The organism is Pseudomonas sp. MOIL14HWK12:I2, from assembly GCF_000510745.1.
GTDB lineage: Bacteria > Pseudomonadota > Gammaproteobacteria > Pseudomonadales > Pseudomonadaceae > Chryseomonas > Chryseomonas oryzihabitans.
Map to the genome: position 1 here is coordinate 102,062 of NZ_AZOA01000014.1, position 23,547 is coordinate 125,608.

The following is a 23,547-nucleotide window of genomic DNA, read 5'->3' on the forward strand; positions in this document are numbered from 1 at the left end:
ACGCAACAGAAAAAACCGGCTTCGGCCGGTTTTTTCTTGCCTGCGAAAAGGCGTGGGGCCCTCCCCTACGCCTTGAACTGCCCCAGACTGCCGCGCAACTGGGCGGCCAGCTCCGCCAGAGTCCGACTGCTGTGCGCAGTGGCCGCCACCGATTCGGCTGCGCGCAGCGTCTCGCCATGGATGACCTCGACCCGCTGGCGTACCGCCGCGGCGCCCTCCGCCTGACGCTGGGCCGCCTGGGCAGCCGTGGTCATGCTGGCATGCACCTGATCCACGGCGCGGTGGACATCCTGCTGGATGCGCTTGCTGTCGCGCAGCACCGCCAGCCCGCTGCCGGCCTGCTGGCGCGCCGCGCCTATGGCGGCGACAGCTTCGCGCGCGCCTTCCTGCAGACCGGCGATGTGGGTCCGGATGCTGCCGGTGGATTCCTGGGTCTTGCTGGCCAGCGCCCGCACCTCGTCGGCGACCACCGCAAAGCCACGTCCGCTCTCGCCGGCCCGGGCCGCCTCGATGGCTGCATTGAGCGCCAGCAGGTTGGTCTGCTCGGCGATGCCGCGGATCACGTCCAGCACCACCTCGATCTGCTCACTTTGCGCGGCCAGCCGCTCGATCACCTGGGCGCCGGACTCGACCTGGGTCACCAGCCCCTCGATACCTTCGGCCACCTCGGTGGCGATGCGGGCGTTGCTCTGGGTGGAACTGCGAATGGCCTCCACCTGCTGCAGGGCGCCCTGCATGGCCTGACTTTCGCCCTGGGCTTCCGCGGCGATACCGGACAAGGCCTCCAGACTGCGCGCCACCTCTTCGCGTTGGCGCAACGCCGCCGCTTCGGCGGTGGCACTGCTGCCGGCCAAACCGCGGATTTCCTCGCCGGTACGCGCCGCGACGCCATGGGCCTCGCCCACCAGCGGCTGCAGCTTGGCCAGGAAGCGATCGACCGCGCCACCCAGCGCCTGGATCTCATCGCCCTGCCCCAGCTGCAGGCGGCGCGTGAGATCCCCCTCCCCGGCTGCCAGATCGTCCAGCGCCCGCTGCAGCACGCCGATCCGCCGCAGCACCCGGCGCCCCAGCACCAGCGCCACGGCCACGACCATCACCACGCCGACCCCGATCAGCCCCAGGGCGATCTGCCAGCGCAGCGCGCCCGCCAGGGTGGCGACCGTTTCACCGGCATTGCGACTCATGGCCAGGGCAGCCTGGCGCGTGCCTTCCAGGCGCGTCGCCAGGGTCGCCGCACTGCCCTTGGCCGCGGCCGTCACGCTGCTGGAGACCAGACCGCCGGCGTCGTCGATCAGGGTCTTGAAACTCTTGTCCAGAGCCGCGCCGGTGCGCTCGATGGTCTGGGTGGAAAAGCCCACCACCACCTTGCCGATCTCCACGCCATTGGGACTGATGGAGGCATCCACGCGATAGACCGAAGGATCCCGGGTCGCGGCATCCAGCACCTTGGCCAGGGCGCCCTCGCCCTGTCCCACGGCGAGCAGGCGGGCCACGCGCTCGTCCTGGCGATTGAGATAGCGGGTCAGATTCTGGCCCTGGGCGTCCTGGAAGACCACGAAGAGCACCTCGGGATTGCCTTGCGCACGCCGCGCCAGGTCGGACAGGGCCGGCACATCGGCGTCCCACATCGCCTTGGGCGCGACGCCCGCAAGCAGCTCGGCCAGATTCTGCGCATTGCTCTTGAGGGTAGCGGTCAGGGTCTCACCCACCTGCTGCCGCTCGCGCGCCAGCCGCTGCGCAAGCCCCTCGGCCAGCCGCGCACGGGTCTGCCCCGCCAGTTCGGCAAGACTGCCATCCACCTCGCCCCCGGCCTGGCGCAGGGTGTCGGCGAGCTGCTCGGACTCGCCGGACAGGCGGGTGGCCAGGCCTGACTGCAGCCCCTTCACCGCATCCTGGGTCAGCCACAGCGCCAGGGCTACCTGGAGCATGACCGCGAGCAAAAGACTGATGAATACCGGCAGCAACAGGCGACTGCGCAGCAGCGACAAGAGAAACGACATGGAGGTCTCCAGCGACAAGGGACATTTACAGGCTGTCGGCCAGCTCGAGGGGAGCTGGAGGCTCAGCGGTAAATAGTCATAGCAATATGCTGGCCATTTCGGACCAGCGGCCGTCCCCGGCCTACCAGCGTCTCTCGCCCGCCAGAAATGGAAAAGCCCCGCGGTGCGGGGCTTTTCCGGCTGCATCCTTTTAGCGCATCAGGCGAAAGGATGGCGCAGCACGATGGTTTCCTTGCGATCCGGACCGGTCGAGACGATGTCGATCGGCGCCTCGACCAGCTCGGCGATGCGGCGGATGTAAGCCTGGGCGTTGGCCGGGAGCGCCTCGAGACTCTGGGCACCCACGGTGGATTCGCTCCAGCCCGGCATCTCTTCGTAGACCGGCTGCAGACCGATGTAGCTGTCGGCGTCGGTGGGCGCCTCGGTCAGCAGGTTGCCGACGGCATCCTTGTAACCGGTGCAGATGCGCACGGTTTCCAGACCGTCGAGCACGTCCAGCTTGGTCAGGCACAGACCGGAGATGCTGTTGATCTCGATGGAGCGACGCAGGATGACGGCATCGAACCAGCCGCAACGGCGCGGACGGCCGGTCACTGAGCCGAATTCGTGGCCCTGCTTGGCCAGGTAGGCACCGGTTTCGTCGAACAGCTCGGTCGGGAAGGGACCGGAGCCGACGCGGGTGGTGTAGGCCTTGGTGATGCCGAGGATGTAGTCCAGGTACAGCGGACCCACGCCGGAACCGGTCGCCACGCCACCGGCGGTGGTGTTGGAGCTGGTGACGAAGGGATAGGTGCCGTGGTCGATGTCCAGCAGGGTGCCCTGGGCGCCTTCGAACATCAGGTTCTCACCGGCCTTGCGCAGCTCGTGCAGACGGCTGACGACGTCCATGACCAGCGGCTGCATGACCTTGGCGTGTTCCATGGCCTCGTCGTAGGTCTTCTGGAAGTCCACCGGCGGCTCGTTGAAGTAGTTCTGCAGGACGAAGTTGTGGTAGTCCAGCACTTCCTTGAGCTTGACGGCGAAACGCTCGGGGTGGAACAGATCGCCGACGCGCAGACCGCGACGGGCGATCTTGTCTTCGTAGGCCGGACCGATGCCGCGACCGGTGGTGCCGATCTTGGCTTCGCCGCGCGCCTTCTCGCGCGCCTGATCCAGGGCCACGTGATAGGGCAGGATCAGCGAGCAGGCCGAGCTGATGCGTAGGCGCTCGCGCACCGGCACGCCGCGGGCTTCCAGCTCGCCGACTTCCTTAAACAGGGCTTCCGGCGAGAGCACCACGCCATTGCCGATCAGGCACTGGGTGTCGGCGCGCAGGATGCCCGAGGGAATCAGCCGCAGGATGGTCTTCTGACCATCGATGACCAGCGTGTGGCCGGCGTTGTGGCCGCCCTGATAACGCACCACGGCAGCGGCCTGGTCGGTCAGCAGGTCCACGATCTTGCCCTTGCCCTCATCACCCCACTGGGTGCCCAGGACGACGACGTTCTTACCCATAACCTTATCCCCTGTCAGGAAGATTTCTGTCGGCCAGGCCGACGATGCTCACGTTCACCCGGATGCCAGATCCGGTGTTTAGGAATTCAAGGGCACCACGACCCAGGCGCCCTGCTGTTCGATCAGGCGGCGATCGCAGCCCGAGCTGTGCAGCTGGTCCGCGTCGTCATGGCCCGTGGCCTGGACCACCCGCTCGCCCGCGGCACGCAATTCGCGCACGGCCTGCCAGAGCACCGGCGCATCGCCCGCCGGCGCCCAGATGCCGCGGCGCGGTTCGTCGAGCACGGCGGTGCCCAGCTCGACGAGGGTCTTGAGATCGGTGGAAAAGCCGGTGGCCGGACGCGAACGGCCGAAGTCGGCGCCGATGTTGTCATAGCGACCGCCCTGGGCGATGGATTGACCGGTGCCCGGCACGAAGGCGGCGAAGACCACCCCGGTGTGATAGTGATAACCGCGCAACTCGCCCAGATCGAAATACAGCGGCACGCCCGGGAAACGCCCCTTGAGCGAATCGGCCAGGGCGATCAGCTCGTCCAGTGCCTGCAGGACGCCCGCGGGCGCACCCGCCAGGCGCTGCCGCGCCTGCTCGAGCACCATGGCATCGCCACTGAGCTCCACCAGCGCGCGCAGCCAGCCGCGCTCGGCGGCGGGCAGGTCGGCGGTCAATTCGGCGATCTCGTCGACCGCCTTGCGCTGCAGGGCATCGAACAGCTGCTGCTCGCTGGCGCCGGAGACGCCGGCCGCCTGGCACAGCCCGCGATAGATGCCCACATGCCCCAGATCCATGTGGACGTCGGGCACCTGGGCCTGCTCGAGCACGTCGAGCATCAGGCTGATGACTTCCAGATCCCCTTCGCTGCCGGGCACGCCATAGAGCTCGGCGCCGACCTGGATCGGGCTGCGCGAGGTGGACAGGGCACGGGGACGGGTATGCAGCACGCTGCCGGCATAGCACAGTCGGCTCGGACCGCTCTGCTTGAGGCTATGGGCTTCCATGCGCGCCACCTGGGGCGTGATGTCGGAGCGGAAGCCCATGAGGCGGCCGGAATTGGGATCGGTCACCTTGAAGGTGCGCAGTTCCAGTTCCTTGGCCGCGCCGGTGAGCAGCGATTCCAGGAATTCCAGGTGCGGGGTGATGACGAACTCGTAGCCCCAGCAATGGAACAGTTCCAGCACCCGACGCCGAGCGCCTTCGATGCGCGCCGCGTCGGGCGGCAGGATTTCCTCGATACCGTCAGGCAGCAGCCAGCGGTCTACCGTAGCCATTAGGCCTCATCTCCATGTCATGGATCGGCACGCGGCTGCCGAGGTCGGCGCAGTGGATTCCTGGAGAATCCTGCCGCCGGATCGAGCCGCTCTGCCGTGGATTGCTACCCGGATCAGCCAGGGCGTCGCCCTTCCACGGGTTTCGTACGGACGCAAAAAAGCCGGGGATGGCCCCGGCTGATTCATGATAACACGAAAAAATCGGCGATCGGGGATGAACGACGAGCGAAGCCTAGGCGCCGTTCATCCCTGACCTCACTGCCCCGGACTCTGGAAATACTTGAAGAAATCGCTCTTCGGATCCAGCACCAGGACGTCGCTCTTGCTGGAGAAGCTGGAGCGATAGGCCTGCAGGCTGCGATAGAAGGAGAAGAACGCCGGATTCTTCGAGTAGGCCTGGGAATATACCTGGGCCGCCTGGGCATCACCTTCACCGCGGGCCTGTTCGGCCTGGCGATAGGCTTCGGCCAGCAGCACGCGGCGCTGACGATCGGCGTCGGCACGGATGCCTTCCGCCAGTTCGCGACCCTTTGCGCGATGCTCGCGGGCTTCCCGCTCGCGCTCGGTGCTCATCCGCTCATAGACGCTGCGGCTGACTTCCTTGGGCAGGTCGATGGCCTTGACGCGCACGTCCAGCACCTCGATCCCCAGCTCCTGGTTGGCCATCTTGTTCAGCGCCGCGGTCAGCGAACCGACCATGGCATCCCGCTCACCGGACACCACCTCGTGCAGGGTGCGACGACCGAACTGGTCACGCAGCCCCGCCTCCAGGCGGCGCAGCAGTCGCTCGTCGGCGATCTGCTTGAGACCCGAGGTCGCGGTGTAGTAGCGATCGGCATTGAAGATGCGCCACTTGGCGTAGGCATCCACCATCACCGCCTTCTTTTCCAGGGTCAGGAAACGCTGCGTCGGGGTATCCAGGGTCTGCAGGCGGGCATCGAACTTGCGCACCCGGTTGACGTAGGGAATCTTGAAGTGCAGGCCGGGCTCCAGATTGGGCTCGACCACACGACCGAAGCGCAGCATCACCGCCCGCTCGGTCTCCTTCACCACGAACAGACTGCTCCAGGCGGCAAGACCCAGAACGACCACGACGATCAGCGCGGCCAGCGATTTATTGCTCATCAGCGGCTCTCCCTCGTACGCGCTTCGGTGGACTGCGGCAGATTGCGAATGACCGAGGCCGCCGTATCGCTCGACGCCGCCGGGGCAGCGCCACTGCTGATCGCCGAGGTCGGTGCCGGGGCACGGTTCTGCATCAGCTTGTCGAGCGGCAGATAGAGCAGGTTCTGGCCGGCCTGACCGGTGACCATGACCTTGCTCGCCTGACCGAGCACTTCCTGCATCGTCTCGATGTACAGACGCTCGCGGGTCAGCTGCGGATTGGCCGCGTACTGGACCGCCAGCTGGCTGAAGCGCGAGGCATCACCCTGGGCCCGGGCGACGACTTCGTCGCGATAGCCGTTGGCTTCCTCGATGATGCGCTGGGCAGCACCGCGGGCCTCGGGGATCACGCCGTTGGCATAGGCTTCGGCCTGGTTCTTCTCGCGCTGCTCGTCTTCACGGGCACGGATCACGTCGTCGAAGGCTTCCTGAACTTCACGCGGCGCCGAGGCGCTCTGGATGTTCACCTGGGTCACGGTGATGCCGGTCCCGTAGGTATCGAGGAAGCGCTGCAGACGTTCGCGGACGTTGGTGGCGACCTGCTCGCGGCCGTCGGTCAGCAACTGGTCCATGGTCGAGGAGCCGGCCACGTGGCGCACGGCGCTGTCGGTCGCCTGCTGCAGGCTGACCTCGGGCTGGTCGACGTTGAGGACGAAGTCCTTGAGATTGGTGATGCGGTACTGGACGGTCAGCGGCACCTCGACGATGTTCTCGTCCTGGGTCAGCATGGCGCCCTGCTTGCTGTAGGCCCGCTCACGGGTGACATTTTCCTGGTACTTGGTCTCGAAGGGCGGGAAGTAGATGTTCAGGCCGGGCCCTACCGTCTCATGGTATTTGCCCAGGCGCAGCACCACCGCCTGCTCCTGCTCGTCCACGACGTAGACGGCGTTGTACAGCCAGAGAGCGCCGACCAGCAGCACGCCCAGCAGCAGCAAACCCTTGCCACCACCCGAGCCAAAGCTGTCGCCGCCGCTGCCGCCGGAGCGCTTCTTGCCGCCGACCAGGCGGTTGATGCGGTCCTGAAACTTACGCAAGGCTTCGTCGAGATCCGGCGGCCCCTTGCGTCCACCATTGCCGCCACCGTTGTTGTTGCGGCCGCCCCAGGGGTCTTGATTGTTCGAGTTGCCACCGGGCTCGTTCCAAGCCATAGCGCTCTCCCTACTGATAACGCGAAAACGCGCCGAAATGGCGCGCCGACCAATGCTACCGGATGGTCCCTGCCCGAACAAAAGCGCCGAGCGGGGGTTTATTGCAAAACATGTTGCTGGATAAAGACTTCCGGTTCTTCACCGGCCCGGCTGAGCAGTCGATTGAGTTCGGCGCGGGGTACTCGTACAGACAACAGGATGTTGCCTTCGTCATCATGATCGTCCTGGCGAACCACGCCCAGCTCGAACAGCTGGGCCCGCAGCCGGGCATGCCGCTGGGGCAGGCGCAGCACCCCGACGAAAAGATCTTCGCCGAGCAGTTCGGCCACGGCCTGACCGACCAGCTCCAGACCACGGCCTTCGCGCGCCGAGACCCAGACCCGGATCGGCCGTCCGGTTTCATCGTCGCGCTGGATATGCGGCTCGACCCCGTCGAGCAGATCGAGCTTGTTGTAGACCTCCAACATCGGCAGCTCGTCGGCACCGATTTCGTGCAGCACCGCCTCGACCTGCTCGATCTGCAGCTGGCGATCGTCCTCGTGGGCATCGATCACGTGCAGCAGCAGGTCGGAGTTGCTGGATTCCTCCAGGGTCGCCCGGAAGGCCTCCACCAGCTTGTGCGGCAGATGGCGGATGAAGCCCACGGTATCGGCCAGCACGATCGGCCCCAGGTCCGGCAATTCCAGACGGCGCAGGGTGGGATCGAGGGTGGCGAACAGCAGGTTGGCCGCGTAGACGCCGGATTCGGTGAGGCTGTTGAACAGGGTGGACTTGCCGGCGTTGGTGTAGCCGACCAGGGACACCGAGGGAATCTCGGCACGCCGGCGACCGCGCCGGGCCTGCTCGCGCTGGCTGCGCACCTTGTCCAGGCGCTGGCGGATCTGGCGGATGCGGATCCGCAGGAGACGACGGTCGGTTTCCAGCTGGGTTTCACCCGGACCACGCAGACCGATGCCGCCCTTCTGGCGCTCGAGGTGAGTCCAGCCGCGCACCAGCCGGGTGCTCATGTGCTCGAGCTGGGCGAGTTCCACCTGCAGCTTGCCCTCGTGGGTCCGGGCGCGCTGGGCGAAGATGTCGAGAATAAGGCCCGTGCGATCGAGGACGCGGCACTCAAAGGCTTTTTCGAGGTTGCGTTCCTGACTGGGCGTGAGGTCATGGTTGAAGATGACCAGATCAGCGGCATGGGCGTGCACCTGATCGTGCAACTCTTCGACCTTGCCGGTACCGATGAGATAACGCGCCGTCGGCTGGCTGCGGTTCACCGTGACGAACGCCACGGTCTCCGCACCCGCCGATCGCGCGAGTTCGAGGAACTCCTGAGGATCTTCGCGCGCCTCGGGATGCAGGCCTTCCAAATGGACCAGAATGGCCCGCTCACCACCTTCGTGACGCTCGAAGAACAACAGGGCGCTCCTCTCGTTATTTATTCGCTATCCGACTCGCTCGTCTCGGAGCTGGGCAGACGGACCGGGCGGCTCGGCACCACGGTGGAGATTGCATGCTTGTAGACCATCTGGCTGACGGTGTTCTTGAGCAGAATCACGAACTGGTCGAAGGACTCGATCTGACCCTGCAGCTTGATACCGTTGACGAGATAGATGGAAACCGGAACGCGCTCTTTACGCAGGGTGTTCAGGTAAGGGTCTTGTAGCGAATGCCCTTTTGACATCGTGTCGCTCTCCTAAGGAAATGAAAATACCGATCTGGCGACATGCCAGTTTCCGCTGCCCACCATGGACACGCGGACAAAAACGATTCAGCTGCGGGGGGATATGGTGTCACCGGCCAGGCATTTCAAGATCCGCGGCAGATTGTCACAAGCCAGGCTGTCGAAGGTGTGTGCGGCGGGCCAGCCACGCAACCAGGTCAACTGCCGCTTCGCCAACTGCCGCGTCGCCGCAACGCCACGCGCCACCATCTCTTCCCGCGTGCAATCCCCTTCCAGGAACTCCCACACCTGACGATAGCCTACGGATCGCATGGACGGCAGACCAGGATGCAAATCGGGACGTTCCCGCAAGGCTGAGACTTCGTCGATGAAGCCCTGTTCCAGCATCAGGCTGAAGCGCTCGGCGATACGCGCATGGAGCACCTCACGCCGGCCGGGCGCCAGGATCAATTGGGCCACAGTATAGGGTAATTGCGTCTGGGGCGCCCCGTTCGAATCGGCATTGGCGCGCAATTGCAGCGCGCGGTGCTCGGTCATCGACTGGCCGCTGACGCGATACACCTCGAGGGCGCGCAGGAGGCGCTGGGGATCGTTGGGATGGATGCGCGCGGCCGATACCGGATCGACCTCGGCCAGTTGCCGGTGGATCTCGCCCCAGCCGGCCGTGGCCGCCAGCGCCTCGATCTCGGCCCGCACCTCGGCGTCGGCACCGGGCATGTCGGCCAGGCCTTCGAGCAGGGCCTTGAAGTAGAGCATGGTGCCACCCACCAGCAGCGGGATGCGTCCGGCCGCGGTGATCTCGGCCATGGCCGCCAGGGCATCGGCGCGAAATTCGGCGGCGGAATAGCTCTCGGCGGGGTCGCGGATGTCCACCAGCCGGTGCGGATGGGCGGCCAGCAGCTCGGCGCTGGGCTTGGCGGTGCCTATGTCCATGCCGCGATAGATGAGCGCCGAATCCACGCTGATCAGCTCGATGGGCAGCAGCCGCGCCAGCTCGATGGCGAGATCGGTCTTGCCGGAGGCGGTCGGCCCCATGAGAAAGATGGCGGGCGGCAGAGGGGCGGTCATTGCGGATTCTCGAAGGGGCGCCGCGCGGGGCGCGGCGGGCGGTCAGCGGCCGCGCAGGAAGAGTTTGTCCAGGTCGTCCAGGCTGAGCTGGGCCCAGGTGGGACGACCGTGGTTGCACTGGCCGCTGCGCTCGGTGGTTTCCATGTCGCGCAGCAGGGCATTCATTTCCGGCAGGGTCAGCCGCCGGTTGGCCCGTACCGAGCCGTGGCAGGCCATGGTGCCGAGCAATTCGTTGAGGTGCGCCTGGATGCGATCGCTGGTGCCATAGTCCAGCAGGTCGGCGAGCACGTCCTGCACCAGCCGCGCCGCCTGGGCCTGCTTGAGCAGGGCGGGGATCTGACGGATGGCGAGGGTCTCGGGACCCAGGCGCTGCAGTTCGAAGCCGAGGCGCTCGAACCACTGGCCATGCTCTTCGGCGCAGTCGGCCTCGCGCTCGCTGACGGCCAGGGACTCCGGCACCAAGAGCGGCTGGCCGCGCAGGCCTTCGCTGGCCATGGCCACCTTGAGGCGTTCGTAGGTGATGCGCTCGTGGGCGGCGTGCATGTCCACCAAGATCAGGCCCTGGGCGTTCTCGGCCAGGATGTAGATGCCCTTGAGCTGCGCCAGGGCATAGCCCAGCGGCGGCACGTCGCCCTGCTCCGCGGGCAGGGCCGCGGCCTCGGCACCCTCCGGCAGCGGCGCGAAGAGGGCCTTGTAGGCGCTCTGCACCTCGGCCACCGGCGCGCCGGCATAGGGCTGCGGGGCAGGACTGTAGTGCGCGGCACCACCCGAACCGCCGCCACCGGCGAAGGGCTGGGCCGGCGGCGCAGGGCTGTCGTGCAACACGGCGGCAGCCAGGCGCATCTCGCCCTGGGGGCCGAATTCACCGGCGGCCGGACCGCTCAGCGGCGTCGGTGCGGTGGGCGCCACCACGGCGAGCTGGTCATCCGGGCGGATGTCGCCAAGTGCCCGGTGCAGGGTGCCGTAGAGAAAGTCGTGCACCTGGCGGCTGTCGCGGAAGCGCACCTCGTGCTTGGTGGGGTGGACGTTGACGTCCACCGCCGCCGGATCCACTTCCAGGAACAGCACGAAGGCCGGGTGGCGACCGTTGTAGAGGACGTCGCGATAGGCCTGGCGTACGGCATGGGCGACCAGCTTGTCGCGCACCATGCGGCCGTTGACGTAGAAGTACTGCAGATCCGCCTGGCTGCGCGAAAAGGTCGGCAGGCCGACCCAGCCCCAGAGGCGCAGGCCGTTGCGCTCGTATTCCAGCGGCAGAGCCTGCTCGAGAAAGGCCGGACTGCAGACCGCGCCGACCCGCCGACCCTGGCTCTGAGGATCGCCCGCCGGATGCAGGGCCAGCACGCTCTTGCCGTTGTGTCTCAGATGAAAGCCGACGTCGAAGCGCGCCAGCGCCAGGCGCCGCACCACTTCCTGCAGGTGATCGAATTCGGTCTTTTCGGCGCGCAGGAACTTGCGTCGCGCCGGGGTATTGAAGAACAGGTCGCGCACCTCCACCGAGGTGCCCTGGGGATGGGCGGCGGGCTGCACCCGCGGTTGCATCTCGCGGCCTTCGGTCTCCACCTGCCAGGCCTGGTCTTCGCCGCGAAAGCGCGAGGTCAGGGTGAGGCGCGACACCGAACTGACCGACGCCAGGGCCTCACCGCGAAAGCCCAGGCTGGTGACGCTTTCCAGTTCGTCCAGGTGGTAGATCTTGCTGGTGGCATGGCGCGCCAGGGCCAGATGCAGGTCGTCCGGCGGGATGCCATGGCCGTCGTCGCGGATGCGCAGCAGCTTGACCCCGCCCTGCTCCACCTCGATATCGATGCGCCGGGCCCCGGCGTCCAGGCTGTTCTCCAGCAGCTCCTTGGCCACCGAGGCGGGTCGTTCGACCACCTCGCCGGCGGCGATCTGGTTGGACAGTCGCGGGCTGAGCAGCTGGATGCGCCGGGGTTCAGTCATTGCTGGCCGCCAGTTCGTGGGTGGGGATGGTCAATACCTGGCCGGAGCGGATGCGATTACCACGCAGCCCATTGGCCGCCCGCAGGGTGGAGAGATCGACGTCATAGCGACGGGCGATGAGGCTCAGGCTTTCGCCGGGCTGCACCCGGTGCTGATCGAAGCCGCGCACGCTGCCGACCTTGTCGCCCCGCTGTTCACGCTGCCAGGCCAGGTAGGTGCCGGGCGGTGGACGGTGCTGGAAGTACTGCACGATACCGGCCTGGATCTGCCGGGCGAGCAGCCCCTGGTGCGCCGGACTGGCCAGCTTGGCCGATTCGTTGGCATTGGTGATGAAGCCGGTTTCCACCAGGATCGAGGGGATGTCCGGCGACTTCAGCACCATGAAGCCGGCCTGCTCCACCCGCGTGTGCAAGAGCTTGGTGGCGCGCCCGACCTGGCTGAGGATGGTCTGGCCGACCTCCAGGCTGGAGGCCACGGTGGCGGTCATGGACAGGTCCATGAGCACCCCGGCGAGCATGGGATCCTTGTTGTCCAGGGCATCGGACACCCCGCCGACCTGGTCGGAGCGGTTTTCCGCATCGGCCAGCCAGCGCGCCGCCTCGGAGGTGGCGCCGCGCTGGGACAGGGCGAAGACGGTAACGCCCTCGGCGCTGGCACTGGGCGCCGAATCGGCGTGAATCGAAATGAACAGGTCGGCGCCCTTCTTGCGGGCGATGATCTGCCGCTGGCGCAACGGGATGAAGTAGTCGCTGGTGCGGGTCAGCTCGGCGCGAAAGCCCTTCTGCCGATTGAGATTGGCCTGCAACTGCTTGGCGATGGCCAGTACCACGTTCTTCTCGTACAACCGACCGCGACCGATGGCACCCGGGTCTTCGCCGCCGTGGCCGGGGTCGATCACCACCACCACGTCGCGCTTGCCGCTGGGGCTGGACGGCAAACGGGTCGCCGGCTGCGCCGGGGTCACCGGCGTAGCCGGCAGATTGGGCGTGACGGTGGCGGGAATGTCGCTGGTGGCGGGATCGGTGCCCTGGTCGTAGAGGTCGACCACCAGGCGATTGCCGTATTCCTTGTTGGGCGCCAGGGTAAAGCTCTTGGGCGTCAGGGCACCCTTGGTGTCCAGCACCAGGCGCACCTCGCCCGGCGAACGCTGGGCCGCGCGCAGACCAGTGATGGGGGTGTTGCGCAGCGGCTTTTCGTTCAATCCACCGTCGAGCTGCGCGCCGGACAGGTCGATGACGATGCGATCCGGGGCACTGAGGGTGAAGACGCTGGCCTTGACCGGGCCGGTCAGATCGAACACCAGACGGGTGTTGTCGGGCGCACGCCAGACGCGCATGCCCTTGATCTGGGTGGCGGCCAGCAGCTGACTGCTGAGAATCAACAACAACAGGCCGAGTCCCGACCTGAAAAAACGCTTGCGCATGCCTGCGACCGTATAGCTGGAGAACGAGGGATCGGCGCCTAGGGCGCGAGGGCGGCGCACCAGGCCTCGCCGTGAGCGCCATGACTAGTCAGGCGCAGATCACGGCCGTCGGCGCGTGGCGTAATGGTAATGTCCAGGTCCGGCTTTGGCAAAAAGCCCTGACCGCGCTCGGGCCATTCCACCAGGCACAAGGCCTCGGGTGTGAAGTAGTCGCGAATCCCCATGAATTCCAGTTCTTCCGGATCGGCCAGGCGATAGAGATCGAAGTGATAGACCGCGCCACTGGCCAGTTCGTAGGGCTCGACCAGGGTGAAGGTGGGACTCTTCACCGCCCCGGTGTGGCCGAGGCCACGCAGGATGCCCCGCGACAGGGTGGTCTTGCCGGCGCCCAGATCGCCGTGCAGATAGAGCACGCCACGACCGCCGCTGGCCTGGGCCAGGCGGGCACCCAGGGCGTACATGGCGTCTTCGTCGGCGGCGTGCAGGGTCAGTTCAGGCATGGCTGGAGTTCCTCGAGCAACTGGCGGGCGACCGGGGGCAGATCGCTGGCGGCGAGACCGCGGCCCTGACGACCCAGCTCGGCGCCGGCACGGCCGTGCAGCCAGGCGCCCAGGCAGGCGGCCTCGAAGGGCGCCAGCCCCTGCCCCAGCAGGGCGGCGATGATACCGGTGAGGATGTCCCCCAGGCCACCGGTAGCCATCGCCGGATGACCCTCGCCGCACAGCGCCATGCGACCGTCCGGATGGGCAATCAGGGTACCGAAGCCCTTGAGCAGCGCCACGCCGCCATAGCGCCGCGCCAGTTCGCGGGCGCTGCCGGGACGATCGGCTTCGATGTCCTTGATCGAGACCTCCAGCAGCCGTGCTGCCTCACCCGGATGGGGCGTCATCACCCAAGGCCCGCGCGGCGCCTGGACCACCCCGGCGGCCAGCAGATTGAGGGCATCGGCGTCCCAGACCTGGGCCGCGTCCAGCGTCGCGGCGGCACTGGCCAGGGCCTTGCCCCAGGCGCCCTGCCCCAGGCCCGGCCCGACGGCGAGCACATCGGCCTTCTTGGCCAGTTCCAGCACGGCGAAACTGGAATGCACCCCGGCGACCATGACCTCCGGCCGCCGCGCCAGCACCGCGGTGACATTGGAGGGCCGGGTCGCCAGGCTGAGCATGCCGGCGCCGCAACGCAGCGCCGCCTCGCTGGTCATGATGGCTGCGCCACCGGTGCCTTCGTCGCCGCCGATCACCAGCAGATGGCCGTACTGCCCCTTGTGCGCATTGAGCGGGCGCCTGGCCAGCCGCGGCAGGTTGCCGGGCGCCAGGCGCTGGGCGGTGGCGTGGGCGGGATTCTGCGGTTCCTCCATCAGCGGCTCGAACACCAGACTGCCGACATGGTCAGGCCCCTTGCCGGTGAACAGGCCGAGCTTGAGGCCGATGAAGGTGATGGTCAGATCGGCGCGCACCAGAGGGCCCGCCGCGGCGCCGGTGTCGGCATCCAGTCCGGAAGGGAGGTCGATGGCCACCACCGGCAATTCGCTGGCGTTGATCCGTTCGATGGCCGCGGCATAGGGCTCGCGCGCCGCGCCCTTGAGGCCGGTGCCCAGCAGGGCATCGACCACCAGACCCTCCAGCGGGGCATCCGCGCGCCAGGGCTGGATGTCCACGCCGGCGGCCAGGGCCTCGGCATGGGCCAGGGCGGCATCGCCCTGGAGTCCGGTCGGATCGGCCAGGTGCCAGACCCGTGCCTGCCAGCCGGCCTTGCGCGCCAGCGCCGCAACCAGATAACCGTCGCCGGCGTTGTTGCCACCGCCGGCCAGCACGCAGAGAGCGCCGGCATGGGGCCAGCCGTGGCGCAACGAGCGCCAGGCCGCGGCCGCCGCGCGTCTCATCAACTCGAGGCCGGGCAGACCGCCGGCGATCAGTTGGGCGTCGAGATCCCGCACCTGCTGGGCGCTGTAGAGCTGGAACGGCAGTTCGTCGTGCATGCTGGGAAAGCCTCCGGAGTCTGGCAAAATAGGCGGCCCTCCTGCCTGTGCGTTCCCGTCGATGTCCGCTGTCGCTCTCGATCTCGCCGCCCTGGCCGACCTCATCAAGACCTGGGGTCGGGAATTGGGCTTTCAGCAGACCGGCATTGCCGGGCTGGATCTGGCACGTCACGAGGAACATCTGGAGCGCTGGCTGGCCGCCGGTTTCCATGGCGAGATGGACTATATGGCCGCGCACGGCAGCAAACGTTCGCGACCGGCCGAACTGGTGCCGGGGACCCTGAGGGTGATTTCCCTGCGTATGGATTACCTGCCCGGCGACACGCGCATGAGCGAGCGCCTGGCCGACGGCGCGGCCGCCTACGTTTCGCGCTACGCCCTGGGCCGCGACTATCACAAGCTGATCCGCAAGCGCCTGCAGCACCTGGCCGAGCGCATCCAGGGCGAGATCGGCCCCTTCGGCTATCGCGCCTTCGTCGACAGCGCGCCGGTGCTGGAAAAGGCCATCGCCGAACAGGCCGGCCTGGGCTGGATCGGCAAGAACACCCTGGTGCTCAATCGCAAGGCCGGCAGCTGGTTCTTTCTCGGCGAACTCTTCGTCGACGTGCCGCTGCCGGTGGACGAACCCACCCCGCGTGACCACTGCGGCACCTGCCGCGCCTGCCTGGACATCTGCCCGACCCAGGCCTTCGTCGGCCCCTATCAGCTCGACGCCCGGCGCTGCATTTCCTACCTGACCATCGAGTTCAAGGGCAGCATTCCGCCGGAGCTGCGCCCCTTGATCGGCAACCGGGTCTTTGGCTGCGACGACTGCCAGCTGGTCTGCCCCTGGAACCGCTTCGCCAAGCCCACCGCCGAAGGCGATTTCCAGCCACGCCACAGTCTGGACAGCGCCAGTCTGGCCGAACTCTTTCGCTGGACCGAAGCCGAATTCCTCAGCCGCACCGAAGGCTCGCCGCTACGCCGCGCCGGCTACGAGCGCTGGCTGCGCAACCTGGCCGTGGGCCTGGGCAACGCCCCGACCAGCATCCCGGTGCTGGAAGCCCTTAAGCTGCAGCGCGAACACTCCTCCCCCCTGGTGCGCGAGCACGTGGAATGGGCGCTGCAGCGACACGCGGCAAGCTAGGCGCTCAGGGCCCTACCGTGGTGTAGGGGATCGGCGCCCACCAGCTGCCGTAGGGGACGCCGTACTTGTCAACATAGCGCTTGACCACCGGCGACAGTGGCCGGTACTTGCCGTTGGATTTGCCGCCATAGGGCCCCTTGGGCTCGATCTCGGCCTGGAGGGTCAGGACCTCGATGGGGTCGAGGCAGGGGCCCATGATCCAGACCTTGACCACCCCGCCGGGCGCCAGGCCGATGGTGAGGTCCTTGCGATAATCCGAAGTGCGACCACTGACCGGACACTCGGCTGGCAGGCGTTCGAGCATTTTTGCCCGCGCCCAGGCGGGAATGGCGAATACCGCCTGATAGGTTTGGGGCTCAACCATTGACTGCCAGCGCAGCGCTACCATATAGGGCAGATCTAGCCCGGTCATGTAGAGGCCTTTGCCCGACCCGATTCTCCTAGGCCAGCCCTTGGCAGTCGCCGACAGACTCGCGGGCTGTCCCATGGCAACCACGCCACCCATGGCATTAGGAAAAAAGCGGCCATCGATGTCACTGACATTGGCCAACTCCAACCAGACCTCCATGTAATTGGGTGCTAGAAAACCCAGGTACCAAGCGTCGTAGGGCAGCTTGTTTGCAGCGCCAGACTGGCAACCCGCCAGATTCAGTAGCAGGCCGACAGCCAACGACCACCGGCTCAGTGTCAATTTCTCACGGCCCTACTGTGGTGTAGGGAATGGGCGCCCACCAGCTGCCATAGGGGACGCCGTACTTCTCGACATAGCTCTTGATCACCGGCGATAACGGTCGGTACTGGCCGTTGGATTTGCCCCCATAGGGGCCTTGGGGTGCAACCTCGGCCTGGACGGTAAGAACTTCGATGGGGTCTTGGCAGGGGCCCATGATCCACACTTTAACGACGCCGCCAGGTGCCAGACCAATGGTGAGAAATTCCCGATAATCAAATTGGTATCCACTTGGGCACTGACCTGAAACACGTTGGACCATTTTGTCCCGCGCCCAGGCAGGGATGGCGAATACCACCTGATAGGTCTGCGGCTCGACCATCGATTGCCAGCGTAGCGCTACCATGTGGGGCAGATTCATACCCGTCAGGTACCGACCCTTGCCCGATCCGATTCTTTTAGGCCAGCCCGTGGCAGTTGCCGATAGACTCGCGGGCTGTCCCATGGCAACTACGCCACCCATGGCATTAGGAAAAAAGCGGCCATCGATGTCACTGACATTGGCCAACTCCAACCAGACCTCCATGTAATTGGGTGCTAGAAAACCCAGGTACCAAGCATCGTAAGGAAGCTTAGGCTTTGGCACGGCGCTGGATTGGCAGCCAGCGAGGCCGAGCGCGAGAACAAGGCACAGCAGCCAGCGATTCATTCGGGATAACCTGCCTGGGGACGGTTGGGATAGACGTTGCGTTTACCAGCGGCCGTAGGGGCGTTGACGAAGAAGATGCCCAGGTTGCTAAGGTCTTTACCCAATAGCGCGTTCCAGTGAGCGGAAAGATGTACATAGCGACCGAACAGCAGGCGAGCCTCAGCTTGGTCGATATGCAGCGGAACACCCTGGACGTTGGCTTGCAGCTTGGTAGCAATCTCCTTCAACTCATCGGGCAGGCGTAATTCAGGATCAGCTTCATCGATGGCCGCCAGGAGCACTCCGTTGGCAACGGCGAGGCGATGCATCACACGCAAGTAGACCAAGGACAGCTCACCGCGCACCTGACGTTCCAGGCGGATCGCGGCGATAACCTCGGTTTCCGGCAACTCGCCGTGGGTACGTGGCAAGTTGTTGCGCCAGGTATCGATTGCCAAAGTGGTGGAGCCTGGGTCGTACCAGGGCTCTCGTTGCAACTGCGCCAGCTCCCGCTGGGCTTGGCGATAGCTCCAGGCCGCCTGGCTGTCGGTGCCATAGCGTTCTCGCGAGGCGCGCGGTCGCGTCAGCAGCAGGCGCTCGGTCATCTCGGGCGCATAGCCTCCACCTAAGTCGGCATGAGCACCCGGCAGGGCAATTTCTTGATGCTGGGGCGCAACACTGGTGAGGGCGAAGTTACGCCGATGCTCGTCACGAGCAACTAGATGCACCACCTTGTCGGCACATCCTGCCGGCAGATAGAGGTTGACGCCAGGGTTGGCGATATTGGTCGGGGTAAAGTCCCCTCGCCTGGGATCCGCTATGGCCGTGACGGTATCGAACAAGCCGATGAACTTGAGCTTGACCTTGGCGCTTTGCCAGGCAAAGCACTGAGCCAACCCCATGGCGGCAATACCGCCGCTAGTCTTGAGCACCTCGTTGACGAAGTGCCGTGCAGCTGCAGCCCCTCGGCTGAAGCCAAAGAGATCGAACTCGACGGCTTCAACGATAATCTCGGGGTTGTTGCGTTGGAACAGCACGTACTGCTTGGCGAAGGCTGCGGGAAACGTCTGAACACATCCCAGCACACCACTGGCACCCAAGCCCGTCCCCATCGACAAGGCGCTATCAAGTTGTCCGGCCCGAGTGCCGATACCTTCGATATAGACCGGAATAGCCGCTGACTTTTCGTCCTGCTCGACGGCACGCTGAGTATCGTCTTGATAAAGCCGATACAACCGCACGATGTTCGTATCGGCATTGGCATAACTGCTGTCCGGATTGCCCATGAACGCCTGGCAGCGCCGAGCGATGCTCTCGGCTTGATCGGCATTAAACCCCTGCTCTCCCGCCCGGCAGGCGGCGCCGGTGGCGGCGTTGAAGAGGTTGTTGCCGGTACCGTCGAAGAAGACGCCGATGCGCAGGGTGATGCGCTGTTCCAGCGGGCGCTCCGCCTGTTCGGCGACTTCATCCCTGGCGACGGGCGCGCTGTCCGGGCGCTTGGCCGGTCCCTCGCTGCCCTGTCGCTCCCGGTCGCGCAGCGCCGAAGGCTTGCCCTGCCCCGGTGCCAGGCCGGTAGCACCTGCATGGCTTGCGCAGGTGCCCTTGGCCGCGCCACCGGCGTTCAGGCCGATGATGACGGTGCCGGAACCACCGATCACCACACCGCCATGGCTGGTGAGGCTGCCGAGCACCGCCGCAGGCCGGCCGTTGATCAGGACGTTGGGGATGACCGCGGCGCTCAGGGCCGCGCCACAGCCGCAGGCATGGCCGAGGGTCGCGGCGGGCAGGCCATCGAAGGTGACATCGGCGGAGCCCTGGACCAGGGCGGTGGAACCACATTTGGGGCAGGCGACGGCGTCGCCCAGGCGAGCAGCGGGCTTTCCAGACATGACCGATCTCCCTATCGGTAACTGGGGCCTGAAAAATGCCGCACAAAAGGCTCTAGGACAAGACTTTCAGCGCGATACCGCGCAAATCGTCACGGCCTTAGCCGTGGGGATCTTCCGGATAGGTGAAGGTCGGCATCTGCCAGTTGAATCTCAGCGCCAGCAGGCGCAGCAGCAGCCCCGCGGCCAGGGTGATGAGCAGTGCCTGCTCTTCGCCGAGCCACGGGCGGCAGAGCAGGTAGCAGCCGGCGGAGAGTACCGCCACGCTGGCATAGAGCTCGCGCCTGAGGATCAGGGGTACGTCGTTGCAGAGGATGTCGCGCAGGATGCCGCCGCAGGTGCCGGTCAGGGTGCCGCTGACGATGACGATGGCCGGACTCAGGCCCATTTCCAGGGCCACCTGGCAGCCGATCACGGTAAAGGCCACCAGGCCCAGGGCGTCGAGCACCAGGAACAACCGGCGCAGATAGCGCATGACCCGCGCGATGGCCACGGTGGCGAGGCCCGCGCCGACGGTGAGCGCGAGGTACTCCGGGTGCTTTACCCAGCCTAGCGGATAGTGCCCCAGCAGCACATCACGCACCGAGCCGCCGCCGAGGGCGGTGACGCTGGCGATCAGCGCCACGCCGAACAGGTCCATGCCGCGACGCCCCGCGGACAGGGCGCCGGTCATGGCTTCGGCGGTGATGGCGACCAGGTAGAGGATGGACAGCAGCACGGACGGGTGGCCGTCAGACCTTGATGAAGTGCTCGCGGTAGTGACGCAGCTCGGCGATGGAATCGCGGATGTCGTCCAGCGCCAGGTGGCTGCCGCTCTTCTTCACGCCGTCACGCACATGGGGCGCCCAGCGCGCGGCCAGTTCCTTGAGGGTGGAGACGTCCAGGTTGCGGTAGTGGAAGTAGGCTTCCAGCTCCGGCATGCGGCGATAGAGAAAGCGCCGATCCTGGCAGATGCTGTTGCCGCAGATCGGCGACTTGCCCTTGGGCACCCATTGACGCAGGAAGTCCAGGGTCAGGGCCTCGGCCTGGGCGGTGTCGACGGTGCTTTCGCGCACCCGCTGCGTCAGGCCCGAGCCGCCGTGCTGGCGGGTGTTCCACTCGTCCATGCCGGCCAGGATCTCGTCCGACTGGTGGATGGCCAGTACCGGGCCCTCGGCCAGCACATTGAGATCGCTGTCGGTGACGATGGTGGCCATCTCGATGATCACGTCCCGATCCGGATCCAGGCCGGTCATTTCCAGGTCGATCCAGATCAGGTGCTGAGGATTGGGGGCGGTCATGGTGAACTCCTTGATGATGGCACCAGTGTAGCAGCGTGCCTGCCGCGCACCTAACGGTGCCAGAGCAGCAGCCGGCTGCCGCGCAGGTCCCCTACCTCCAGCACCCGATCCGCGGGCTGGCCGGGAATCTCGAAGGTGTTGCTGATCAGCCAGCTGCCGGCGCGCTGCTCCGTGCGGGCCTTGTCGCCCAGGCGTGGCATGGGCGCCGGCGAGAGAAAGCAGTAGACGACATCGAACTCGCCCAGCTCCACCCGCCAGAGATCGCGATAGCGCACCTGGCAATTGCGCCGCGGCAGGCAGCGCAGCCAGGCCAGGGCGAAGCTCAGCGGCGCGGTCTCCACGCCGACGAAGGTGGCCTGCGGAAAGCGCCTGGAAAGATCGACCAGGGTATCGCCCAGGCCGCAGCCCAGGTCGACGAAGCGAAAGGTCGGCTCGCGCTCGGCGAGCAGTTCGGCCAGTCGCTCACGGGTCTGACGGCCGGTGAGATAGAGCGGTACCCGCTCGCGCAGGCTGTTCCAGTTCAGCAGCAGCAGCAGCAGGAAGCCGAGCGCGGCGATGCCCGCCGAGAGCCCGCGACCGCTGACCAGATAGAGCGCCGGGGCGAACAGCAGATTGATGAAGACCCACCAGCGGGCGAGTCCCAGCAACTCGCCCAGCAGGGCCGCCAGTACCGCCTGCAGGCAGACCAGCGCCAGCAGCGAGGGGCGCTGGCCGGCGAAGCTGGCCCACAGGCGGATGCCGACGACGGCGACCACCAGGGCGGCCAGTTGCACCAGCACGGCCAGCAACAGCGGATAGCGCGAGGCGAGATGGGCCAGCATGGGGGCTCCGAAGCGACGAGGTACGCCAAGTTTAGGTAATCCGGGGGAGGCGGCCAATGCTAGACTCAGCGGTCCTGAAACCCGCGGACATCCCATGGCCAAACGCCACCTGACCCGTCGCCAGAGCTGGCGGATCGAGAAAATCCAGACCGAACGCGCCGCCCGCGCGGAAAAGCGCGAATCCAAGCTGATCGACGAACTCGAGGGCGGCGACCTGGGCCCGGAGCAACAGGGCCTGGTGATCGCCCACTTCGGCGTTCAGGTGGAGGTCGAGGATGACGACGGCCAGCTGCAGCGCTGTCACCTGCGTGCCAACCTGCCGACCCTGGTCACCGGCGACCGGGTGGTGTTTCGCGCCAGCCTCCAGGGCAATGGCGTCATCGTCGCCCAGCTGCCGCGGCGTTCGGAAATCTGCCGGCCGGACATGCGCGGCCTGCTCAAGCCGGTGGCGGCCAACGTCGACCGCCTGGTGATCGTCTTCGCCCCGCTGCCCACGCCCCACGCCAACCTCATCGACCGCTACCTGGTGGCCGCCGAGCACGCCGGCATCCAGCCGCTGCTGCTGCTCAACAAGGCCGACCTGATCGACGAGCACAACGGCCCGGCGCTGGACGACCTGCTGGGCATCTACCGCGAACTGGACTATCCGCTGCTGGAGGTCTCGGCCCACAATGGCCTGAGCATGGACCAGCTCAAGAGTGCCCTGGACGAGCACGTCAGTGTCTTCGTCGGTCAGTCCGGGGTGGGCAAGTCGTCGCTGGTGAATGCCCTGCTGCCGGGAGTCGATACCCGCGTCGGCCCGCTGTCCGAGCTGACCAACAAGGGCACCCACACCACTACCACCGCCCGGCTCTTCCACTTTCCCGACGGCGGCGACCTGATCGACTCGCCCGGCATCCGCGAATTCGGCCTCAGTCACGTCAGCCGTGATGATGTCGAAGCTGGCTTCAAGGAATTCGGCGACTACCTGGGCCACTGCCGTTTCCGCGACTGCAAGCATGAGCGGGAGCCCGGTTGCGCCCTGCTCGCTGCCCTGGAGCGCGGTGACATCCATCCGCAGCGGATGGCCAGTTACCGGCATATCCTGGCCAGCCTCGAAGGCGAGTCGCGCTACTAAGCAAAACGCCGGGCAAGCCCGGCGTTTTGCTCTATCAGTCGAGGACCATCAGCCAAGGACGCGGAAGCGCTCGGCGTCGTCCATGAAGCCCTTCTCGGGGAAGTCGCCTTCGTTGGAGCCGAAGGGCATCTGGGCGCGCAGGTGCCAGGTCTCCGGCAGCTTCCACTCGGCGGCGGCCAGGGCGTCGGGCAGCGGATTGTAGTGCTGCAGGCTGGCGCCGATACCGGCATTGGCCAGGGCCGTCCACACCGAGAACTGGGCGATACCGCTGGCCTGCTCCGACCAGATCGGGAAGTTGTCGGCGTAGGCCGGATACTTGTCCTGCAGGCCGGCGACCACATGCCGATCCTCGTAGAACAGCACGGTGCCGGCACCGGCGGCGAAGCTGTTGATCTTGCCTTCGGTGGCGGCGAAGGCGTCGGCCGGCACGATCTGCCGCAGCGCCTGCATGACGAAGCCCCAGAACTTGTCGCTCTCGGCGCCGAACAGGATCACCGCGCGCGAACTCTGCGAATTGAAGGCGGAGGGCGACAGCTTGACGGCCTCCTGGATCAGCGCGGTGACCTGGTCCTGGGCCAGCGGCAGATTCTTGCCCAGCGCGTACTGGCTGCGGCGGCGCTTGATGGTGTCGATAAAGGCGTTGCTCATCGGAAGGCTCCTGCAAGGGAATCGGAGATCGGGAGACCGCGCACGAGGGCGCAAGGTGCCCGATCCGTCATGAAACCCCTGCAGCTTAACCAGCCGTCTTCACGTCAACGGACGAAAAAACCGAACGCTAGCAGCGAATTTTCCTATCTATCAGCGCGACCGT

21 protein-coding genes and 1 pseudogene are annotated in these 23,547 nt (G+C 66.4%); 2 read left to right on the forward strand and 20 right to left on the reverse strand.

The window, feature by feature from the left end:
• Window positions 1-65 precede the first annotated feature (65 nt).
• The 13 genes and pseudogenes from PSK12I2_RS25550 to PSK12I2_RS0113590 all read right to left on the reverse strand — a co-directional run bounded on the left by PSK12I2_RS25550 (window position 66) and on the right by PSK12I2_RS0113590 (window position 15,148).
• Window positions 66-737 carry a methyl-accepting chemotaxis protein gene (locus PSK12I2_RS25550; protein WP_371099686.1) on the reverse strand — a complete coding sequence of 224 codons (672 nt, stop codon included), beginning with the start codon at window positions 735-737 and terminating at the stop codon, window positions 66-68.
• A gap of 186 nt (window positions 738-923) precedes the next feature.
• Window positions 924-2,186 (reverse strand): annotated as a pseudogene (locus PSK12I2_RS25555) (HAMP domain-containing protein); the annotation flags it as partial.
• A gap of 12 nt (window positions 2,187-2,198) precedes the next feature.
• Window positions 2,199-3,494, reverse strand: a complete 1,296-nt coding sequence (locus tag PSK12I2_RS0113540) for an adenylosuccinate synthase (RefSeq protein WP_027598833.1) — start codon at window positions 3,492-3,494, stop codon at window positions 2,199-2,201.
• A 78-nt stretch (window positions 3,495-3,572) separates the two neighbouring features.
• Entirely contained in the window at window positions 3,573-4,760 is a 1,188-nt protein-coding gene (locus tag PSK12I2_RS0113545; RefSeq protein ID WP_027598834.1) for an ATP phosphoribosyltransferase regulatory subunit, read from the reverse strand.
• A 255-nt stretch (window positions 4,761-5,015) separates the two neighbouring features.
• Window positions 5,016-5,885, reverse strand: a complete 870-nt coding sequence (hflC, locus tag PSK12I2_RS0113550; protein ID WP_007161153.1) for a protease modulator HflC — start codon at window positions 5,883-5,885, stop codon at window positions 5,016-5,018.
• Window positions 5,885-7,072, reverse strand: coding sequence for an FtsH protease activity modulator HflK (gene hflK / locus PSK12I2_RS0113555; protein WP_007161154.1), 1,188 nt, complete (start codon window positions 7,070-7,072; stop codon window positions 5,885-5,887). Before hflK ends, hflC begins: the two co-directional genes overlap by 1 nt.
• A gap of 98 nt (window positions 7,073-7,170) precedes the next feature.
• Window positions 7,171-8,475 (reverse strand): ribosome rescue GTPase HflX, encoded by a 1,305-nt coding sequence (hflX, locus tag PSK12I2_RS0113560; RefSeq protein WP_007161155.1) that lies wholly within the window; start codon window positions 8,473-8,475, stop codon window positions 7,171-7,173.
• 20 nt (window positions 8,476-8,495) lie between these two features.
• Window positions 8,496-8,741, reverse strand: a complete 246-nt coding sequence (gene hfq / locus PSK12I2_RS0113565; RefSeq protein ID WP_007161156.1) for an RNA chaperone Hfq — start codon at window positions 8,739-8,741, stop codon at window positions 8,496-8,498.
• Window positions 8,742-8,828: 87 nt separating this feature from the next.
• Window positions 8,829-9,809 carry a tRNA (adenosine(37)-N6)-dimethylallyltransferase MiaA gene (miaA, locus tag PSK12I2_RS0113570; protein WP_027598835.1) on the reverse strand — a complete coding sequence of 327 codons (981 nt, stop codon included), beginning with the start codon at window positions 9,807-9,809 and terminating at the stop codon, window positions 8,829-8,831.
• A 42-nt stretch (window positions 9,810-9,851) separates the two neighbouring features.
• Window positions 9,852-11,750 carry a DNA mismatch repair endonuclease MutL gene (mutL, locus tag PSK12I2_RS0113575; RefSeq protein ID WP_027598836.1) on the reverse strand — a complete coding sequence of 633 codons (1,899 nt, stop codon included), beginning with the start codon at window positions 11,748-11,750 and terminating at the stop codon, window positions 9,852-9,854.
• The gene (locus tag PSK12I2_RS0113580) at window positions 11,743-13,173 is read right to left on the reverse strand and encodes an N-acetylmuramoyl-L-alanine amidase (protein WP_027598837.1); all 1,431 of its coding nucleotides are present in this window, start codon (window positions 13,171-13,173) and stop codon (window positions 11,743-11,745) included. The genes mutL and PSK12I2_RS0113580 overlap by 8 nt, the downstream gene beginning before the upstream one ends.
• Before the next feature lie 38 nt (window positions 13,174-13,211).
• Window positions 13,212-13,673, reverse strand: coding sequence for a tRNA (adenosine(37)-N6)-threonylcarbamoyltransferase complex ATPase subunit type 1 TsaE (tsaE, locus tag PSK12I2_RS0113585; protein WP_007161160.1), 462 nt, complete (start codon window positions 13,671-13,673; stop codon window positions 13,212-13,214).
• Window positions 13,661-15,148 (reverse strand): bifunctional ADP-dependent NAD(P)H-hydrate dehydratase/NAD(P)H-hydrate epimerase, encoded by a 1,488-nt coding sequence (locus tag PSK12I2_RS0113590; RefSeq protein WP_027598838.1) that lies wholly within the window; start codon window positions 15,146-15,148, stop codon window positions 13,661-13,663. The genes tsaE and PSK12I2_RS0113590 overlap by 13 nt, the downstream gene beginning before the upstream one ends.
• Before the next feature lie 61 nt (window positions 15,149-15,209).
• Here PSK12I2_RS0113590 and queG point away from each other — a divergent pair, with 61 nt between their 5' ends.
• On the forward strand, window positions 15,210-16,274 hold the full coding sequence (gene queG / locus PSK12I2_RS0113595) for a tRNA epoxyqueuosine(34) reductase QueG (RefSeq protein WP_027598839.1): 1,065 nt from the start codon (window positions 15,210-15,212) through the stop codon (window positions 16,272-16,274).
• 4 nt (window positions 16,275-16,278) lie between these two features.
• Here the strand turns inward: queG and PSK12I2_RS0113600 are convergent, their stop codons facing one another.
• From PSK12I2_RS0113600 to PSK12I2_RS0113625, 6 genes are all read right to left on the reverse strand, one after another.
• Entirely contained in the window at window positions 16,279-16,965 is a 687-nt protein-coding gene (locus PSK12I2_RS0113600) for a DUF2931 family protein (protein ID WP_371100580.1), read from the reverse strand.
• A 4-nt stretch (window positions 16,966-16,969) separates the two neighbouring features.
• Window positions 16,970-17,653 carry a DUF2931 family protein gene (locus PSK12I2_RS0113605; RefSeq protein WP_027598841.1) on the reverse strand — a complete coding sequence of 228 codons (684 nt, stop codon included), beginning with the start codon at window positions 17,651-17,653 and terminating at the stop codon, window positions 16,970-16,972.
• The gene (locus tag PSK12I2_RS24615) at window positions 17,650-19,521 is read right to left on the reverse strand and encodes a PAAR domain-containing protein (protein WP_027598842.1); all 1,872 of its coding nucleotides are present in this window, start codon (window positions 19,519-19,521) and stop codon (window positions 17,650-17,652) included. Before PSK12I2_RS24615 ends, PSK12I2_RS0113605 begins: the two co-directional genes overlap by 4 nt.
• 97 nt (window positions 19,522-19,618) lie before the next feature.
• On the reverse strand, window positions 19,619-20,233 hold the full coding sequence (locus PSK12I2_RS0113615) for a trimeric intracellular cation channel family protein (RefSeq protein WP_027598843.1): 615 nt from the start codon (window positions 20,231-20,233) through the stop codon (window positions 19,619-19,621).
• 16 nt (window positions 20,234-20,249) lie between these two features.
• Entirely contained in the window at window positions 20,250-20,798 is a 549-nt protein-coding gene (gene orn, locus PSK12I2_RS0113620) for an oligoribonuclease (protein ID WP_027598844.1), read from the reverse strand.
• A 50-nt stretch (window positions 20,799-20,848) separates the two neighbouring features.
• A complete protein-coding gene (locus tag PSK12I2_RS0113625) occupies window positions 20,849-21,619 on the reverse strand; it encodes a class I SAM-dependent methyltransferase (protein WP_027598845.1) in 771 nt (256 codons plus the stop codon).
• A 94-nt stretch (window positions 21,620-21,713) separates the two neighbouring features.
• Here PSK12I2_RS0113625 and rsgA point away from each other — a divergent pair, with 94 nt between their 5' ends.
• The gene (gene rsgA / locus PSK12I2_RS0113630) at window positions 21,714-22,736 is read left to right on the forward strand and encodes a small ribosomal subunit biogenesis GTPase RsgA (RefSeq protein ID WP_007161170.1); all 1,023 of its coding nucleotides are present in this window, start codon (window positions 21,714-21,716) and stop codon (window positions 22,734-22,736) included.
• Between the two features lie 48 nt (window positions 22,737-22,784).
• Here rsgA and PSK12I2_RS0113635 read toward each other — a convergent pair whose 3' ends face one another.
• Complete coding sequence (locus PSK12I2_RS0113635) at window positions 22,785-23,384, reverse strand: nitroreductase family protein (protein WP_027598846.1); 600 nt, start codon at window positions 23,382-23,384, stop codon at window positions 22,785-22,787.
• Between the last annotated feature and the right edge of the window lie 163 nt (window positions 23,385-23,547).

Coding starts and splice junctions, on each gene's coding strand:
- PSK12I2_RS25550 (WP_371099686.1), bottom strand. CDS start 737: ATGCAGGGCGCCCTGCAGCAGGTGGAGGCCATTCGCAGTTCCACCCAG.
- PSK12I2_RS0113540 (WP_027598833.1), bottom strand. CDS start 3,494: ATGGGTAAGAACGTCGTCGTCCTGGGCACCCAGTGGGGTGATGAGGGC.
- PSK12I2_RS0113545 (WP_027598834.1), bottom strand. CDS start 4,760: ATGGCTACGGTAGACCGCTGGCTGCTGCCTGACGGTATCGAGGAAATC.
- hflC (WP_007161153.1), bottom strand. CDS start 5,885: ATGAGCAATAAATCGCTGGCCGCGCTGATCGTCGTGGTCGTTCTGGGT.
- hflK (WP_007161154.1), bottom strand. CDS start 7,072: ATGGCTTGGAACGAGCCCGGTGGCAACTCGAACAATCAAGACCCCTGG.
- hfq (WP_007161156.1), bottom strand. CDS start 8,741: ATGTCAAAAGGGCATTCGCTACAAGACCCTTACCTGAACACCCTGCGT.
- miaA (WP_027598835.1), bottom strand. CDS start 9,809: ATGACCGCCCCTCTGCCGCCCGCCATCTTTCTCATGGGGCCGACCGCC.
- mutL (WP_027598836.1), bottom strand. CDS start 11,750: ATGACTGAACCCCGGCGCATCCAGCTGCTCAGCCCGCGACTGTCCAAC.
- PSK12I2_RS0113580 (WP_027598837.1), bottom strand. CDS start 13,173: ATGCGCAAGCGTTTTTTCAGGTCGGGACTCGGCCTGTTGTTGTTGATT.
- tsaE (WP_007161160.1), bottom strand. CDS start 13,673: ATGCCTGAACTGACCCTGCACGCCGCCGACGAAGACGCCATGTACGCC.
- PSK12I2_RS0113590 (WP_027598838.1), bottom strand. CDS start 15,148: ATGCACGACGAACTGCCGTTCCAGCTCTACAGCGCCCAGCAGGTGCGG.
- queG (WP_027598839.1), top strand. CDS start 15,210: ATGTCCGCTGTCGCTCTCGATCTCGCCGCCCTGGCCGACCTCATCAAG.
- PSK12I2_RS0113605 (WP_027598841.1), bottom strand. CDS start 17,653: ATGAATCGCTGGCTGCTGTGCCTTGTTCTCGCGCTCGGCCTCGCTGGC.
- PSK12I2_RS24615 (WP_027598842.1), bottom strand. CDS start 19,521: ATGTCTGGAAAGCCCGCTGCTCGCCTGGGCGACGCCGTCGCCTGCCCC.
- orn (WP_027598844.1), bottom strand. CDS start 20,798: ATGACCGCCCCCAATCCTCAGCACCTGATCTGGATCGACCTGGAAATG.
- PSK12I2_RS0113625 (WP_027598845.1), bottom strand. CDS start 21,619: ATGCTGGCCCATCTCGCCTCGCGCTATCCGCTGTTGCTGGCCGTGCTG.
- rsgA (WP_007161170.1), top strand. CDS start 21,714: ATGGCCAAACGCCACCTGACCCGTCGCCAGAGCTGGCGGATCGAGAAA.
- PSK12I2_RS0113635 (WP_027598846.1), bottom strand. CDS start 23,384: ATGAGCAACGCCTTTATCGACACCATCAAGCGCCGCCGCAGCCAGTAC.